This window comes from Carboxylicivirga agarovorans, assembly GCF_050589845.1.
Taxonomy (GTDB): domain Bacteria; phylum Bacteroidota; class Bacteroidia; order Bacteroidales; family Marinilabiliaceae; genus Carboxylicivirga; species Carboxylicivirga agarovorans.
In genome coordinates this window covers 67,593-84,982 of the sequence record NZ_JBNGPA010000026.1, presented here as the reverse complement: position 1 = coordinate 84,982, position 17,390 = coordinate 67,593, and the positions used below count along the sequence as shown (strand labels likewise).

11 protein-coding genes and 2 tRNA genes are annotated in these 17,390 nt (G+C 39.6%); 8 read left to right on the top strand and 5 right to left on the bottom strand.

Features of this window, described 5'->3' with window-relative positions; genetic code table 11:
* Positions 1 to 376: 376 nt before the first annotated feature.
* Together ACRD69_RS19490 and ACRD69_RS19485 are read right to left on the bottom strand one after the other, a co-directional pair.
* A tRNA-Gln gene (locus ACRD69_RS19490) sits at positions 377 to 450 on the bottom strand.
* Positions 451 to 495: 45 nt separating this feature from the next.
* A tRNA-Gln gene (locus ACRD69_RS19485) sits at positions 496 to 566 on the bottom strand.
* Between the two features lie 236 nt (positions 567 to 802).
* Between ACRD69_RS19485 and ACRD69_RS19480 the strand changes: the two genes are divergently transcribed.
* The 3 genes from ACRD69_RS19480 (at position 803) to ACRD69_RS19470 (ending at position 4,774) form a co-directional block, all read left to right on the top strand.
* Complete coding sequence (locus ACRD69_RS19480; RefSeq protein ID WP_430816809.1) at positions 803 to 3,745, top strand: glycosyltransferase family 117 protein; 2,943 nt, start codon at positions 803 to 805, stop codon at positions 3,743 to 3,745.
* 55 nt (positions 3,746 to 3,800) lie between these two features.
* Entirely contained in the window at positions 3,801 to 4,226 is a 426-nt protein-coding gene (locus ACRD69_RS19475) for a hypothetical protein (protein WP_430816808.1), read from the top strand.
* Between the two features lie 107 nt (positions 4,227 to 4,333).
* Positions 4,334 to 4,774 carry a nuclear transport factor 2 family protein gene (locus tag ACRD69_RS19470; RefSeq protein WP_430816807.1) on the top strand — a complete coding sequence of 147 codons (441 nt, stop codon included), beginning with the start codon at positions 4,334 to 4,336 and terminating at the stop codon, positions 4,772 to 4,774.
* Positions 4,775 to 4,876: 102 nt separating this feature from the next.
* On the opposite strand, the gene ACRD69_RS19465 is transcribed toward ACRD69_RS19470, so the two are convergent.
* Positions 4,877 to 5,380, bottom strand: coding sequence for a C40 family peptidase (locus tag ACRD69_RS19465; RefSeq protein WP_430816806.1), 504 nt, complete (start codon positions 5,378 to 5,380; stop codon positions 4,877 to 4,879).
* A 269-nt stretch (positions 5,381 to 5,649) separates the two neighbouring features.
* Here ACRD69_RS19465 and ACRD69_RS19460 point away from each other — a divergent pair, with 269 nt between their 5' ends.
* The 5 genes from ACRD69_RS19460 to ACRD69_RS19440 all read left to right on the top strand — a co-directional run bounded on the left by ACRD69_RS19460 (position 5,650) and on the right by ACRD69_RS19440 (position 13,405).
* Complete coding sequence (locus tag ACRD69_RS19460; RefSeq protein WP_430816805.1) at positions 5,650 to 8,724, top strand: protein O-mannosyl-transferase family; 3,075 nt, start codon at positions 5,650 to 5,652, stop codon at positions 8,722 to 8,724.
* Positions 8,725 to 8,727: 3 nt separating this feature from the next.
* Entirely contained in the window at positions 8,728 to 9,348 is a 621-nt protein-coding gene (locus ACRD69_RS19455; protein ID WP_430816804.1) for a polysaccharide deacetylase family protein, read from the top strand.
* A 17-nt stretch (positions 9,349 to 9,365) separates the two neighbouring features.
* Positions 9,366 to 10,634 carry a phosphoribosylamine--glycine ligase gene (gene purD, locus ACRD69_RS19450; RefSeq protein WP_430816803.1) on the top strand — a complete coding sequence of 423 codons (1,269 nt, stop codon included), beginning with the start codon at positions 9,366 to 9,368 and terminating at the stop codon, positions 10,632 to 10,634.
* 134 nt (positions 10,635 to 10,768) lie between these two features.
* Positions 10,769 to 11,749: a hypothetical protein gene (locus ACRD69_RS19445; RefSeq protein WP_430816802.1), complete on the top strand. Its 981-nt coding sequence runs from the start codon at positions 10,769 to 10,771 to the stop codon at positions 11,747 to 11,749.
* A gap of 6 nt (positions 11,750 to 11,755) precedes the next feature.
* Positions 11,756 to 13,405, top strand: coding sequence for a carbamoyltransferase C-terminal domain-containing protein (locus ACRD69_RS19440; RefSeq protein WP_430816801.1), 1,650 nt, complete (start codon positions 11,756 to 11,758; stop codon positions 13,403 to 13,405).
* On the opposite strand, the gene ACRD69_RS19435 is transcribed toward ACRD69_RS19440, so the two are convergent.
* Together ACRD69_RS19435 and ACRD69_RS19430 are read right to left on the bottom strand one after the other, a co-directional pair.
* Positions 13,400 to 16,504, bottom strand: coding sequence for a PAS domain-containing hybrid sensor histidine kinase/response regulator (locus ACRD69_RS19435; protein WP_430816800.1), 3,105 nt, complete (start codon positions 16,502 to 16,504; stop codon positions 13,400 to 13,402). The genes ACRD69_RS19440 and ACRD69_RS19435 overlap by 6 nt on opposite strands.
* 39 nt (positions 16,505 to 16,543) lie before the next feature.
* Complete coding sequence (locus ACRD69_RS19430; protein ID WP_430816799.1) at positions 16,544 to 17,365, bottom strand: substrate-binding domain-containing protein; 822 nt, start codon at positions 17,363 to 17,365, stop codon at positions 16,544 to 16,546.
* Positions 17,366 to 17,390: the final 25 nt, after the last annotated feature.

Below are 17,390 nucleotides of genomic sequence, written 5' to 3'. Positions count from 1 at the left end.
CCTCCTTGCCAGGAGGAGAGCTGATTTACAGCTTGCAAAACACTATATATGTGAATGTTTGAATCTTTTCGAACACTAAAAGGCAACGCCCCAAGTTCTGATGTATCAGGCTTTGACTGCGTCGATTTTCAATTCAGCCTGACATACAGCTATAATATTATTAAATTTTTCATCAACGGAGAAACTGAAATTTCAGTTAATCACCCCAAACCTAAAATAATAAAAACAGAAGGCAGTTTAGAGGCGTGACAGATGTGAAGTTCTTCTCTATCGTTTGTGTAAAATTTATGCCCGGACCCAGAATATGGTTGTGATCCCTATAATCCAGCGCTACGAAAGGTACAGATACAAAAAAGCGGCCTCTTCAGCCGCTTATTGGTTGTCTCACAAGGATTCGAACCCTGACTAACTGGACCAAAACCAGTTGTGCTACCATTACACCATGAGACAAGCAAGACAAAAATTAAACCTCCTACTTTATAGGAGGTTAAGTCGTTGTCTCACAAGGATTCGAACCCTGACTAACTGGACCAAAACCAGTTGTGCTACCATTACACCATGAGACAATTCCCATGCTTTTGTTTCAAAAGCGATGCAAAGATAGACAGATTTTCTTTCAATGCAAGATTTTTTTATAAAAATATTGAGCCATCCTTGTTATACCGTCTGTTTCAGGTGATTCTAGTCCTGAATAATTTTCCATCATTTCACTCATTACCAATCCTTCAATTCATTACTGCACTAAAACCTTTATCTATTGAAGATAAAAACTATCTTTAAAATCTAAACAGACTTACACATTATGACTGCTTTAAAAAAAATCAACCTGATTACAGGTTGGACCCTATTCTTACTTTCAACCATTTTATACTGGCGTACAATGGCTCCTACCGTAAGCTTGTGGGATTGTGGCGAATTTATTGCATGCATGGCCAAAATGGAAGTTGGACATCCTCCTGGTGCTCCTTTTTATCTGCTGTTAGGTCGATTGTTTAACTTATTCGCCATCGATGCTTCTTACATCGCATATACAGCCAATTTATTGTCTGTTTTTGCATCAGCGGCAACCGTCATGTTTTTATATTTTTCAGCAGAACATATTCTAAGACGAATATTTGAGCAGTATACCACATCATTAAAGTCATATTTAATAATCGTCATAGCCGGTTCTATTGGAGCATTAGCATTTGCAGTATCAGACACCTTTTGGTTTTCAGCTGTTGAAGCAGAAGTATATGCACTCTCGGTATTTTTCACCGCCCTTTGTTTCTGGCTGTTCCTTAAATGGGAAGATGCCTACAGACAAAACGGATCGGGAATAAAATGGATTATTCTGATAGCCTATTTGACAGGTCTTTCTGTTGGTGTTCACCTGCTTAATCTTTTGATCATACCAGTATTGATACTGATCGTTTTATTGCGCAAACAAACATTTACCTGGAAGCTATTGGCGCAAGCGCTTTTAATAGGTGGTGGCATATTAGGCCTCTTATTATTTGGAGTTATTCAAAACGGGCTTTGGCTGGCCGGAAAACTGGAAATTATGCTGGTAAACGGGATGGGCTTGCCATTCAACTCAGGCCTGCTCCTTTTTACTCTTATTATTTTCGGCGGATTATTTTTTATTGTTTTTAAAACAAGAACTAAAAACGACTGGCAGCATTTAACTGCTGTAGTCTCACTTGTTTTTTTAATTGGTTATTCTTCCTATGCCATGATTATTATCCGGGCAGATGCCAATACGCCTATCAATTTGAATGCACCGTCAGATGTCTTTTCTCTCGATAGCTTCTTAAACCGTGAGCAATATGCTCAAAATCCGTTAATATACGGTCAGTACTATAATACACAAACCGGCGATTTGCTTTACAAAGATTCATACAGACGAACAGATAAGCAATACGAAGAATATAAAAAAACAGACAAATATGATTACGATGATGCTGGCAGCGGATTCTTTCCTCGCATGCACAGTAGCAATTCAACTCATAAATACGGCTATCAGCAATGGGCAGGTGCAAACCCAAACAGCACTGAAAAACCTTCATTTGTTACCAACCTGCGATTTTTCTTTATCTACCAGGTCAACCATATGTACATTCGCTATTTTATGTGGAATTTCTCAGGCAGGCAAAATGATGAACAAGGCCATGGAGAAATGCATAAAGGCAACTGGATAACCGGTATTCCTTTTCTGGATAAGCGGACTGAGGGCAGCCAACTCCATAGCTTAAGTGTTAACAATCCTTCCAGAAACACATACTTTATGTTGCCACTTATCATTGGTTTAATAGGAATGTTTTTCCTGTACAGATCAGGCCACAAGGGCAAAAAGTACCTGGCTGTGATTTCCCTGTTATTTCTTATGACCGGTCCGGTTATCATCCTTTATCTCAACCAGACTCCTTTTGAGCCGCGTGAACGCGACTATGCTTTTGTTGGCTCCTTTTATGCGTTTGCACTGTTTATTGCACTTGGTGCTTTTGCCATTGCTCACTTTATCTATGAGAAATCAAAAAGCTATTTATCAACAGCCTTGGGTCTAACATTGATCACAGTGGCTGTGCCGGCCTTAATGCTAAGTCAAAACTACAATGATCATAATCGTAGAGGGCGTGATTTTGCCCTCATGCAAGCCAGAAGTTATCTGAATTCATGCGATCAGAATGCTATTCTATTCACCTATGGTGATAACGATACCTATCCTCTTTGGTATGTGCAGGAAGTGGAAGGATTCAGAACTGACATTCGTGTCATTAACTATGGTCTGATGGGTGCCGACTGGTGTGTGCAACAACTTGAATATGCGGTTAACAAAACCAAAGGTCTGGATCTGAGCATCTCACAGGAGAGGTATAAAACCGGAGATCTGGATTATGCCCTATTACTGGAACAAAGTGATGAATATGCACCTTTGCAAAGCGTTGTTCAATTTATTGGCAGTAACAAAGAGACGTCGAAGCTACCAATGCAAAATGGAATGAAAGTTGATTTTTCTCCTGTCAATCGCTTTACTTTGCCCTACAATGATAGCGATACGTTAAAGTGGCAATGTTCCAAGCGCGTTTTATACAAAAATGACATTGCTCTGCTTGATATCTTAGCGACCAATAATTGGGAGCGTCCTATCTACTTTACCATTGGTGCTGATCCTGAAATATTCCTTGGCCTGCAAAAGCACCTGCGTTATGATGGTCTTGTTTATAAACTAATGCCATATGCACAGGATCAATCATCTCCTATTTTTATGGAAACAGATGCTCTTTACGACATTTTTATGAATAAAATAGATTTGGGCAATGGTTCCGACAGTTATTACGACCATTATTGTCGCCGCACATTTGATGTTATAAAGTACAGGCAAATGTCCAACCTTTTGGCAGCTGATTTACTTGAAAACGAACGACAGAAAGATGCAAGATCAGTTATCGAGAAAAGTTTAAAGGAACTTCCTATAGAAACGGCTCCTGATGTTAGTGGAAACTTGCCCCTTATTCACCTTGCCTACGAGTGTGGAATGGAAGATGAAGCAAATCATTTAGCCAACATCCTTTTGCAGCGACACCTGAACAATCTTCTTTGGTACGCTTCTCTTAACAGAAAAGAACAACAGATGACATCCAGTACATTCCAACAGGAAATAGAAAAAGGACAGTTGGTTAAAATGGTGTTGGAAACAATTAACAACCCGGCAATGAATGATCAGCTTGCGTTCGTTTACAACAAGATAGGATTGGAATTATAATAGTTAATTATTTAATTTATAAGAAATTAATCACAACCCCTATATTTTAAATAAAATGAGAACACTTATTTGTTTATTAATTCTGATTGCGTTTTCACTTAATGCCTTTTCACAAAAGGTGGACGAAAACAAACTTCTTTATGAAAGAAAAGTCCAACAGTATACCAAAATGAAGAAAACCGGTGCCACGTTAGGAATTATCGGTGGCGGATTAACTGCAATTGGCATAGCATTGGTAGCATCGGCCGACTGGGAAGAAGAGGTTGACGAGTATGGTTACACAACGACAACAACTGACACATCTGGCACAATTGGCATATTGTCTCTGAGTGCAGGAATTCCAATGGCAGTTACAGGAATTGTATTGAGTTCTGTAGGAAACAGAAAATTAAAGGAATACAGCGAGAAACTGGAAAATGTCAATGTCGGCTATTTTAAAAGTGGTCAGCAAAAAGGCATTACATTGGCTATAACCTTCTAAGAAAAATCACATTAACGATAAGCCAGGCTAAATAGCCTGGCTTTTTTTATTGACCATTTTATTTTCTGCTTTTAACTTTGTCTGATTACACCCCAAAGACAAATCGTATGAAACTTCTTACTTCTTCAATTACACTCAGCCTGTTTTTGTCAATTGCCTGCTATTCTCAAAACCTGCAGGCCGAAATTGAATCAACGATCAACGACTTTACTCAAAGCTTTTTAAATGAAGACTACGAAAAATCATTGTCCTACTGGAACAGCAGTAATGACATCGTTTATATAGCAGGCAACAAAACTTACAATACCGAACAACTTCATACCTTGTACAAATATCTTTCTGAAAACATTGAATCCATTGAGATATTGGAACAATCAGTTAAAGCAACACCTATCAGCCCATACAGGGCATTGTGCATTTGGCAGGGCAAGGAAAAAGTTAAAATGAAAGATCACGAAGTAGTTGAAAGCAATTGGATATCAACCTTACTCATGGAAAATAAAAAAGGTGGTTGGGTCATCCTGCACTGTCATACAACTCACTTTTAATGTTCTGACTCCTCCTTATATACAGAATACCTGCTGATTCAAAGCCTGAAACCTTTTGTTCCGGGTGGGTTGTGCATCAGAAACACCAGTTATTATTATCATTTACCAAACCCGCGTTGCGAACAAGAAACTCTTTTTCCATACTTCATTATCTAAACGCGATATAATACATCCTTTCGATGTTGAAACATGAATAAACTCATCATCGCCCAGGTAGATCCCTACGTGGTTCACAATTTTCTCGCTATCCCAATCCATGTGAAAGAAGACCAGATCTCCGTATTGCAAGCGGTTTTTGGAACCTATGAACTTGCCTACCCTTCCCTGTTCAGAGGAAGAACGTGGCACTTGAATACCATGTTTTTTAAAACTTGCATAGACCAAACCTGAACAATCGAGCCCTTTGTGATCGGTGCCTCCCATTTTATGCTCAATTCCAAGAAAGTACCTGGCTGTTCCAATAACATCATCTATTTGAACTTCCTTAACATCAATTGCTTTTTCAATACCACCCTTCTTGTACTCCTTCAAAAGCTTATGCCTTTTTTGAGCATTGACAGTAAGACTAAAGATAACTAAAGCAGAAAGTAAGAGTATCCTGTTCATAACCAGAAGCTTTTCTTGTTTATAGGATAGAAAATTACAGCAATTCGCTTTAATTGACAAGGCCCGGTGATAAGCGGAATAAAAAATTTCAGTGCCAGACAATTTCCGTACAGGCTACCTGAATATTTTTCAAGAAGTAAACAAAAGAGTTTTATATCATTAAACTTGCGTTTATTGTAAAGGTCAAACAAACAAAAAATTGTATTTTTGGAACTTGTCAAAATACTGCCATTGAATATATGGTGCAATTGTATTGAAACTAAGTAATTATGAAGCAATATACGCGTTTGAATCTGATACTCGGCTGGCTTACCTTTTTTATTTCTGCCACCGTTTATACAATGACTATTGAGCCAACAGCCTCATTCTGGGATTGCGGCGAATTTATTTCGACCTCCTACAAATTATTGGTAGGTCACCCTCCGGGAGCTCCTTTCTTTATGATCATGGGACGCTTCTTCTCCTTATTTGCACCCGATCCGTCGTCTGTTGCTTTCATGATTAACATGATGTCTGCATTAGCAAGTGCTTTAACCATTATGTTCCTCTTTTGGACCATAACCCATTTAGCAAAGAAAATATTTATCACTGAGGAAGAGCCTCCGATCTGGAGAACCTGGGCTGTAATGGGCGCTGGGTTAGTAGGCGCATTAGCTTATACTTTCTCTGATACATTTTGGTTTTCAGCCGTTGAAGGTGAGGTTTATGCCATGTCATCATTATTTACCGCTGTAGTTTTCTGGGCCATCTTAAAATGGGAGAATGTTGCCGGACAGCCCTATTCTAACCGCTGGTTAATCTTAATTGCCTACTTAATGGGATTATCCATTGGAGTTCACCTTTTGAACTTATTGGCAATACCTGCTATTGTTATGGTTTACTATTTCAAAATGTACGAAGTTAACCGCAACAATACGATCAAGGCCTTAGCTATTTCAGCGGTGATCCTGGGTGGTATTCTCTACGGAATAATACCAGGTGTTGTAAAAGTTGCCAGTTGGTTTGAGCTTGCTTTTGTCAACGGTTTTGGTCTGCCTTTTAATTCAGGCGCCATCTTTTATATGATTCTCCTGTTGGTTGCTCTTGTCGCAGGTGTTTGGTTTACCTACAAAAAGAAAATGGTCATTGCCAATACCATCATTTTAGCAGTGACTGTTATTATGATTGGCTACTCATCGTTTGCAATGATCGTTATCCGATCATTTGCTAATCCTCCAATGGACCAGAATTCACCAGAGGATGTTTTCTCACTGATGTCGTACCTGAACAGAGAGCAATATGGTGATCGTCCCTTATTCTTTGGGCAGAACTACAACTCTCCTCTTGATCGCGAGGCCATGCGTAATAAAAAAGGCGCACCGGTTCGTATTAAGAAAGATGGCGAATATAAAACAGTGGATCATCGTCCAGAATATGTTTTTGACGATCGCACAACAACCACTTTCCCGCGGATGTACAGCCGTGAACCTCGACACATTTCAGAGTATAAACGCTGGACCAATCTGAAAGGTAAACGTGTAACCATAGAAGATGAAACAGGGCGACCAAACTCATTGATGGTACCAACTATGTGGGAAAACTTTAAGTTCTTTATGAACTACCAGGTTAACCACATGTATTTCCGGTATTTCATGTGGAATTTCTCGGGACGGCAGAATGATATACAGGGTCATGGTGAAATACATAAAGGCAACTGGATTACCGGTATTAAATTTTTTGACGAATCACGTTTAGGTAACGAAGAATTACTACCAGACATTTATGCCAATAATCCGGCACGCAATAAATATTATATGTTGCCTCTTATCCTTGGTTTAGCTGGTTTGCTTTTCCAATACAATGCAGGAAAAAATGGCAAACAAGGTTTTTGGATTGTGATGCTGCTCTTCTTTTTAACAGGACTGGCCATTGTACTTTACCTGAACCAAACACCTATTCAACCGCGCGAACGTGACTATGCCTATGCCGGTTCGTTCTATGCCTTTGCCATTTGGATTGGTCTGGGTGTGCTGGCAATTGTTAACGGTATTAAACGCTTTGTGCCAGGTTCAGTGGCAGCGACGCTTGCAACAACAGTATCTCTGGTATTCGTTCCTGGAATCATGGCCAATCAAAACTGGGATGATCATAACCGCTCTGAACGATATGTAGCTCGTGATCTGGCTCATAACTATCTGAATAGTTGCTCCGACAATGCTATCATATTTACCAATGGTGATAACGATACTTTCCCGTTATGGTATGCCCAGGAAGTGGAAGGCATTCGTACCGATATTCGTGTTTGTAACTTAAGCTATCTTCAAACAGACTGGTACATTGACCAAATGAAGCGTAAAGCATACAAATCAGACCCAATGCCTTTCTCTTTAGAGCATGATCAGTATGTTACAGGTAGCCGTGACGTTGTTTATCTTCTTGACCGAATTAAAGGAGCTGTTGACTTAAAAGAGGCCATCAACTTTGTAGCAAGTGATAACCCCAAAACCAAACAGGTTCCCGAGTATGCGGGTTACATTGAATACCTGCCATCGAAGCAGTTTACAGTTCCTGTTGACAGCCTGAAGATATTGCAACGTGGTATTGTTTCTGAAGATGCTGCTCATTTGCTTACGAATAAACTGGACATTAATATGCAAAAGGATATGATCCTTAAAAATGAATTAATGATCCTGGATTTGATTTCAAACAACGATTGGGAGCGTCCGATTTATTTCGCAGTAACTGTTGGTTCAGACAATTACGTTAGTTTGCAGGATTACTTCCAGTTAGAAGGATTTGCCTACCAGGTTGTACCAATCAAAACTGTTAATATGGATGGACAGTTTGGTCGCGTTGACACTGAACGCATGTATAAAAATGTGATGGAAGATTTCAAATGGGGTGGATTTGATAATCCGGATGTATACCTGGATGAAAATCATCTTCGCATGGCAACCAACATCAGAAACAATCTTTCGCGTTTGGCGATAGCTTTAATTGATGAAGGTAAAAACGAAAAAGCACATAATATACTTGATAAAAGCATGGAAGTGTTAAGTGCAGAACGCGTTCCTCACAATTACTTCAGCATCTTCCTGGCCGAAGGTTATTTCAGGCTTAATGACTTTGAAAAGGGAGAAGAAATATTAAAATCCCTTGCTACTGATCGTTTAAAAGAAATGGATTACTTCAATTCATTGCCTGATTATAAAAGAGCCACAGCTGGTCGTGACCCGGAAACAGCCATGGCTATTTATATGGAAATAGTAAAAATGGCTCAGCAGTATAACCGTGAGGATTTAATGAAATTTCTTGAAGAAGATTATGAGAAAAACATGCGTCGCATGGGTTTCTTTGGCGAATAAATAATGAGTTGGAAGGTTCAGCCACCGGCAGCTTTAAGAGCTCTTTTCCCACATACATTGTGGCGAAAGAAAGAGGAAGGTAAAACACTTTACCTCACCTTTGATGATGGACCGGTTGAGAAAGAAACCAGCTGGGTAATGGACCTTTTGGATTCATACAAAATTAAAGCAACATTCTTTTGTGTGGGCGAAAACGCAGATAAAAACGCCCACATGATGGATGAGCTAATAAAAAGGGAACACAGCGTGGGTAACCATGCTTATAACCATTTACCTGCGTGGAAATGTTCACGCAAAGACTATTTTGACAACATTGAAAAAGCTAAACCCTTTATACCTGGTGGATTATTTCGTCCGCCCCATGGACAGTTATATCCTTGGTATATGGGAGCATTAAAGCAACAGTTTGATCAAATTGTAATGTGGGATGTGCTATCCATGGATTACGATAAGCGCCTTACACAGGCGGAAGTGCTGAATAATGTGCTGCAATACACCAGAAATGGTTCTATTTTGGTTTTTCACGACTCTGAAAAAGCATGGAAAAGAATGCACTACGCACTGCCGGCATCCATTGAAAAGTTGTTAAAAGAGGGTTATCAGTTTAAGAAATTAGAGGTGTAAATATCAATATAACAAACATGAACATTTTACTTTTAGGCTCGGGAGGGCGCGAGCATGCATTAGCATGGAAAATGGCGCAAAGCGAAAAGTTAACACAATTATTTATTGCTCCGGGTAATGCCGGTACAAGTCAGGTAGGAACCAATGTTAACATTAATCCTAATGACTTTGAAGCCATCAAGGCTTTTGTTATTGATAATAGCATTAACATGATTGTAGTTGGTCCCGAGGAGCCACTGGTCAGGGGTGTTAAAGATTTTGTCTTAAACGACCCGCAAATTGCTCATGTTCCCGTGATCGGTCCTGGCAAAGAAGGTGCTAAACTGGAAGGAAGTAAGGAATTTGCAAAAGCGTTTATGATGCGTCATAATATTCCTACCGCTGGTTATTTATCTGTAACCCAGTCAAACCTGGAAGAAGGACTGGCATTCCTGAAAACCTTAAAGGCACCTTATGTTCTTAAGGCTGACGGTCTGGCTGCCGGTAAAGGTGTTTTGATCCTTGATGACCTGGCTGAAGCAGAAGCTGAATTAAAAGAGATGCTGAGCGGTAAGTTTGGTGATGCATCAAGCACTGTTGTAATAGAAGAGTTCTTAAGCGGAATTGAATTATCTGTATTTGTATTAACCGATGGTCATGGCTATGTTGTTTTACCTGAAGCTAAGGATTACAAACGTATTGGCGAAGGTGATACCGGATTAAATACCGGCGGTATGGGTGCTGTTTCACCTGTTCCTTTTGCCGATGATGTTTTTATGAAAAAAGTACACGACCGCATTGTTAAACCAACTGTTGAAGGATTGGCAGCTGATAATATTCCATACAAGGGATTTGTATTTATCGGCCTTATGAGTGTAGATGGTGAGCCACAGGTTATTGAGTATAATGTTCGTATGGGCGACCCGGAAACCGAAGTGGTTATCCCACGCTTAAAGTCTGACCTTGTTGACTTGTTTGAAGCAGTTGCTGCAGGTGAATTACGCAAGAAAACCATTGAAGTTGATGAGCGCAGTGCCACAACTGTTATGTGCGTTTCGGGCGGTTATCCTGGTTCATATGAAAAAGGAAAAGAAATTACCGGACTTGATACTATTACTGAAGGTTTGGTATTTCATGCAGGTACCACAGAGAATGACGGCAAAGTTGTGACATCAGGTGGTCGTGTAATTGCGTTAACAGCTTATGGAGCAAATAAAGACGAAGCTCTAAAGCAGTCATTTGCCAATGCACAGAGTCTGGACTTTGATGGTAAATATTTCCGTTCTGATATCGGATTTGATTTATAATATTGATTCCATCAGTGGAATGGAATTCTCTCACCCGCAGACAACGCAGATATTCGCCAATATTACAGTTAATCAACAACTTATATGCGTTTATAAGCGTCATCTGCGGGTGACAAAATATTAAACTGCAGATTATGCTTTTTAGAGTATTCAATAGAAATGATATTGTTGCCCTGGCCCTGCTGCCATTGTTGCTGATTGGCTTTTGGACCAATACGCTTCTGTTTGATGTTTCACCAAGTTTCCCATATGATCACAATCCTATGCCCTTGTGGGATCTTGTAATCAACGTTCTTAAAAGCAACCACCTGCTGGCATCAGTAATCAGTATGCTTATTGCACTAATCATGATGTTTAGTGTTAACCGCATCGTTAACCGCTACAACCTGTTTAGTGGCCAAACAAATTTACCGGGCTTCATATACATGTTGCTTGTCAGTAGTTACCTGATGGCTCAAAAACTTCATCCTGTGTGGTTCTTCACACCATTGCTAATGCTGGGGATTGAGCGTTTGTTTTCTGCCTCTGGACAGCGTAAACCGATGACCTGGTGCTTTGAAGCCTCCTTTTGGCTCTCCATAGGAAGCCTGTTTTATGCCAAAGGTATTTACTTTGTTATCCTGCTATGGATGATCATGTTTATCCTGCGCCTGATGAACATCCGTTCATTCGTTGCATCTGTTTTGGGACTGCTTCTGCCCTATTTGTTTTCATTCACATACTATTTTTGGTTCGACCAGTCTGCCTCTTTTGTTGATGTTATATTTGAAAATTTTGTGTCGACAATAGCCTTTTTTGAGCATACGATTTATTCTCAAATTTACAATGGCATCATCATCTTCCTGGTGTTTATATCCATATTAGCTGTGGTCAGGATCTTACCGGCCATAAAAATAATTACACGTAAGCACTATCGTATTTTTATCTGGTTGATCATTTTTAGTGTTGTGGCAGCCATTACTCCTTATTATTCACTGGAGGTAATGCCTATTTGGGCCATTGGAACATCTATTGTAACTGCCCGTTTTTTATCGCTTATCAGACGCCGTTTTATCCAGGAGCTTTTTATAACGCTTCTAATGGTTATAACGATTGCTGCCCAGTTTCTTATTTAAGTAATAATGCATACATCAAAGCCCACATTAGCTATTTACGGTATTCAGGACCGTATTAATAGTAAAACTCCGTTTTATGTCCATGATCATGCTTTAACACTGATGGATAAAGGCCAGGTGATCAAACACCTGACGCTGGAACGCCTTAGCAGGAAAAAACATGATAATTCATTGCATGAACAGATATATGATCTGTTAAAACAAGAAGGGCTTTTAAAAAATACGGATTACGACCTGGTATTTGTTGACAATGTTGTTGGCAGAACCTTTCTGTCATCGTGTGGACGTTTCAGGTTTGAGGCTCCTCTAAATGATTCATTATCTGTATTTCCTGAAAAAGGCAGATGTTGGTGGCTTGATCGCGAAAAAGAAGCCTATGCCATTAACCATGAGCTGGCCCACGTTGGTGCCTGCCTGCCATTCTATGGTGCCTATAATAACAACAGTTTACTTGTTCATTTCGACGGAGGAGGCAGCCTGAGTAACTTTTCGGCTTTTCATTATAACAATGACGAATTAAAATCCATTGAGTACCACTGGGACTTCAAATACCTGTCGGGCTTGTTTAACGCCAATGCCCTCGTTTTTGGAATTATTGGCGCTAAATTCAAGGAACAAAACAGCGTACCCGGTAAAATGATGGGACTGGCCGCATATGGCAGCTACAGTGAGGATATTGAAAAGTGGCTGGTGACCAACAATTACTTTTCAGATGCATGGGGAAGTAAAAAAGACTTTTTTGCCGCTGCGAAATCTGACTTTAACAAGAGCATACAGCACCTTAACCAGGAAGACCCGTTTTTACAGGATATCGTAGCCACGATGCAGGGCATCTTTCAACGTGAACTGATTGCTAAGCTTGAGCAAATAAAAGGCCAAAGCAAAGCTGATTACTTGTACTATTCGGGAGGTTCGGCGCTTAATATAGTCGCCAATACACAACTGGTCGACACAGGTCTGTTTAAAGATGTGTTTATCCCGCCCTGTACCGAAGATAGCGGCTTATCATTAGGGGCGGCAGCCTTTTTTGAATGGCAGAAACACAAACAAATCAAGCCCCACTCACCATACCTGAACAACTGGCGATCAGATAATACTGAATGTGCTTTTTCAGATGATGAAATTGATACCTGTGCGAGGGCTTTAATGCAAAACAAGGTTGTAGCTATCTGCAACAATAATGGCGAAATTGGTCCCCGGGCATTGGGTAATCGTTCCATCGTTGCATTGGCCAACTCAAAAGAGCTGGCTGATAAAGTGAGTATGACCCATAAAAAACGTGAATGGTACCGACCTGTAGCACCGATCATGCTGAGTAAAAACGCCCGTTATTTCACTGGTCGAGAATCCATTCATCACCTGGCAAAATATATGCTGCTTGACTTTCTTGTGGCTGATGACAAGCAAAAAGAAATTGAAGGTGTGGTGCACGTCGATGGCACATCACGCATACAGACAGTTGAGCATGATGACAATCCTTATGTTTATGCCTTACTATCTCATCTGGATAAGAAATACGGTATTAAAGCGCTTATCAACACGTCTTTTAATGTGCGTGGAGAGCCAATAGTCCATAATGAAGCCGGAGCTGTTAAATCGGCTAAAAACATGAAGTTGGATGCAGTTGTACTTAATGGAAAATTTCAGTCCTTATAACCATCTGTCAATTATATTCTCAAGGTCATCCATTTTAACGGGCTTTCCAATGTAGTCATTCATACCAGCGTCTATACAAACTTCCCGGTCTCCTTTAAGCGCGTTGGCAGTCATGGCTATAATTGGTAACTCCACCTGTTGCTCACGTAACTTACGTGTTGCATCAAGCCCATTAAGCACCGGCATTTGAACATCCATAAAAACAAGATCAATATTGGTTTTGTCTTCGCCCGTTAATATGTCAACGGCCTCCTGACCATTATTGGCAATATTCGTTTGCAGACCGAGTCGTGACAGCATTTTTTCTGCGATCTTCTGATTGATAATATTATCTTCCACCAATAGTATCTGCTTGTCTTTAATGCGCTCTTTTAACTCGGCTACCTGCGCCTCGGCACTACTTACCTCTCCTTTACCCTCAACCAGCAGTTTCTCAATTGAACTAAACAGTTCAGTGTGCTTTACAGGCTTTTGAAGAACAGTGTTAACACCCTTAAAGTCGGCAGGATTTTTCCACCTGTTTTCAGATGAGAACAGGATAATTTTGATGTCCTTTTGTTTGCGTTTAACAGTCCTCAAAAAGTTATCATCAGCCTTACTGAATACATGACTGTCAATTATCATCAGGTTAAACCTGGAATCGTTATCCAGCATATTCAGAGCTGATTTCTCATCATTAACTGTCTCTGATTTGATCTGCCAGTTGTTCAGGGTTTTCTTCAACAACAGCAGGTTCGTTTTATGATTATCAACGATCAACGTATTAACATGTGCAAACTGCTCTGTATTAAGCTCAAGAGTCTTATGATTCTTATCGATTACAAAAGGCAGTGTAAAATGGAATACTGAACCCGGGTTATCTTTAGACCACATAAAGTTTGGATTTGGACTTTCAACCCAAATCTTACCTCCCATAAGCTCTACCAGCATTTTTGAGATACTGGTACCTAAACCTGTTCCTCCAAATTTGCGGGTGGTTGATCCGTCGGCCTGGGTAAATGACTCAAATATTTTCTCAAGCTTATTCTTAGGAATACCAATTCCGGAATCCTCAACTGAGAAGTGCAACATCAGGTTAGTTCCTTTTTGTTGCTCGATCTCAACCTTGAGCACCACTTCACCTTCAGCAGTAAACTTAACCGCATTCCCCATTAAATTAACAAGCACCTGAATCAGGCGGCTTTCATCACCAATAAGTACCGGAGGTATTGTATCTTCAACATCACTGAGTATTTCAATGCCTTTTTCAAGGGAACGGAAAGACATCTGATCCATCAGGTAATCAACCGTTGAACGCAGGTTAAAAGCATAGGATTCGATTTTCATCTTACCCGCTTCAATCTTCGAGAAGTCAAGGATATCATTGATGATATTCAATAGGTTGTCACATGAACGACCAATAATGGACACCACGTTCTTCTGCTCTTTCGTCATTCGTGTCTTCGCCAATAACTCGGTGGCACCAATAATTCCATTCATCGGCGTTCTGATCTCGTGACTCATATTGGCCAGGAATTCCGACTTCGCTTTATTGGATTCGGCTTCTTTTTTCTGAATTTCCTTTTGAGCACTGATATCCATAAAGGCTTCGAGGAAAACATCTTTCTGCTCCAATGAAATTGGAATGATATTCTTTAGAATTTCGCGCGAAACATTATTCTCTTTTATCTCCAGACGCTCTTCAAGTGCGGCTACATTGATACCAGTCTGTTCGTCTTTATACTCTTCTTTTTTATTGGTGAAAAACAGTTCTTCATATGAACTGTTGGTCAAGTGAACCATGGCTTCATCACTATTAGCAAAACCCATGATTTTTGAAGCAGTTTTATTGACCTGAATAATCTGACGGTCTTTATCAACAATCATTACACCTACCGGCAGGTTATCGGTAATAGTTGATAATGCCTTATTGGATTCTTTCAACGATTCGGTCAATAACTTTTTCTCCGTGGTATCTTCCTTGATAGCCACATAGTTTGAAATGGTTTTATCCTTACTAAGTACTGGTGATATCAACACTTTTTCCCAGTATATACTACCATCTTCCTTGGTACTGGATATTTCACCCTGCCACACTTTACCTTCCTGAATCGTTTGCCAAAGCAAATCAGCCAGTTCGTTCTTTTCGTTCTGAAGCTTAAAAAAGTTGGTATCTCCACTTTCAAGTTCACTTTTCGAATAACTTTCAAGTGATTTAAAGCCTTTATTAACATACTCAACATTGCCCTGAGTATCTGTAATCATAATTGAAATGGGACTTTGCTCAACAGCCTGAATCAACTTTTTATTATTATCCTCTGCCTTTTTACGATAAAGTATGACACTTCTTATTTGCGAAAAAAGGAAGTACGACAGGAGGAGAACAAAAAGTGTGAAGAATATAAGTGATGAATATTTCAACTTATTATAACGACTCAATACATTAATGGCTTTATTATTGAGGCTTACTAATCGCTTATTAATTTCATAAGCAATTGTATTTTCAATCTCAAGCATCCTGTCAAATTCAGGATCAGCTCCTTTAATCAATTGCTCAACGTTACTTTTCAAATTCTCATTTTCACCTTTGTGAACCGTGATATTTTTTAATACCTGATCGGATATACGGGTAGATTGATTGTACAGATCATCAATAAGCGGAATCAAGGTACTTACCTCTTCTATTGATCCCGTGAACAAATCTTCCTCGTAATTAATCCGGATCGTAATCGAATCTTTTGAGTAATCCTTTACAGGTCGCACATCTTCAATGATTCCTCCCTGATCAATCACATTTAATATATCCTTACTCTTTTGTGTCAGCTGTGCAATTTCTGTATCGTTATTTTCCAGAGCCTTTGTAAGGTTGATCGATGAATAAGATTTAAAGGCCAGGTTTAATTTCAATAAGTTCTGATTAAGTAAACTTTCCAGCTGAAGCAGCTTCTCCTGGTTCTCAATTGAATAGCGGTACTTTGAGCTGTATGAGCGATCAAAGTAATTTTCGATCGTCAGAATTGTGGCAATGGTCAAAAGAAAGATGGCCAACAATAAATATAACTTATTTATAATCGGCTCCTTAAAATAGGATAATTTCAGATTTTTATTACGCTTGCTCACAGAAATAGATTTTCCTAAAAATAGAATTTTACCATTAATTTAAAAAATAATGGACGGTCTTTTCGAAAAACCATACCGTGCTAAGGCTGCTTCACTTAGCTCTTCAGAAGCCAGTTGGAGAAAGGCTTTGGCCAGAGTAGGCTCTGAACTGCAGGACATAACGGCTGCATACATAGGTATGGCGTTGTTGTAGGGTGACTGCGGATAGATAACTTCAATGTGTTGAGCATTACCATTTACATTAATGTTGCTTTTCCAGTTAATGGCCACATCGGCCTGGTCGCCTTTCAACCCCTTTACAAGCCCCTTGGAATCAGACGTTAAAGAAACAACACTCTCAAGCACCTCATCATAAGCACGTTGCTTTTGCAAGAACTGTTTGGTCTCATAACCAAGTGAACTGGTTTCCGGATTGGCAATGATTACGGCATACTTGCCTCTGCGCTTCAGGGGGGCTGTATTTCCGCTAAAGCTCTTAGGGTTACCTTTTTTCACCATATATACCAGGTGATTATAACCCAAAAACAGTGAATCAGTGAGCTGATACCCTGTGTTATTCTGAAAAGTATTAAAACTATGAGATGATGAAGGAATGTAAATATCACCTTTAGCTGAGTAATTAATAATACCCATCAAATTTTTCGAACAATCGTTTTGTATGGTGACATTACAGTTGTAGAGCTGCTCAAAGTTGTACTTAAGATCCACTACCATATTGAGCATGGTGTTTTCGCAATAGATAACAAGCTCTTTACGCGGCTCCGGTACTTGCTTTACTTTATTGGACCGACGCTCCTTACATCCTCCTATAAATAAAAGTATAGTAATAGTGAGAGAGAAAATATAGTTAAACTGAGGCATAGTATTTCATTTTCGACTAGCAAGT

Excerpts from the sequence above, each read along its gene's own strand:
- ACRD69_RS19465 (WP_430816806.1), bottom strand. The coding sequence starts at position 5,380 with ATGAACAGGATACTCTTACTTTCTGCTTTAGTTATCTTTAGTCTTACT.
- ACRD69_RS19480 (WP_430816809.1), top strand. The coding sequence starts at position 803 with ATGACTGCTTTAAAAAAAATCAACCTGATTACAGGTTGGACCCTATTC.
- purD (WP_430816803.1), top strand. The coding sequence starts at position 9,366 with ATGAACATTTTACTTTTAGGCTCGGGAGGGCGCGAGCATGCATTAGCA.
- ACRD69_RS19475 (WP_430816808.1), top strand. The coding sequence starts at position 3,801 with ATGAGAACACTTATTTGTTTATTAATTCTGATTGCGTTTTCACTTAAT.
- ACRD69_RS19455 (WP_430816804.1), top strand. The coding sequence starts at position 8,728 with ATGAGTTGGAAGGTTCAGCCACCGGCAGCTTTAAGAGCTCTTTTCCCA.
- ACRD69_RS19440 (WP_430816801.1), top strand. The coding sequence starts at position 11,756 with ATGCATACATCAAAGCCCACATTAGCTATTTACGGTATTCAGGACCGT.
- ACRD69_RS19470 (WP_430816807.1), top strand. The coding sequence starts at position 4,334 with ATGAAACTTCTTACTTCTTCAATTACACTCAGCCTGTTTTTGTCAATT.
- ACRD69_RS19460 (WP_430816805.1), top strand. The coding sequence starts at position 5,650 with ATGAAGCAATATACGCGTTTGAATCTGATACTCGGCTGGCTTACCTTT.
- ACRD69_RS19445 (WP_430816802.1), top strand. The coding sequence starts at position 10,769 with ATGCTTTTTAGAGTATTCAATAGAAATGATATTGTTGCCCTGGCCCTG.
- ACRD69_RS19430 (WP_430816799.1), bottom strand. The coding sequence starts at position 17,365 with ATGCCTCAGTTTAACTATATTTTCTCTCTCACTATTACTATACTTTTA.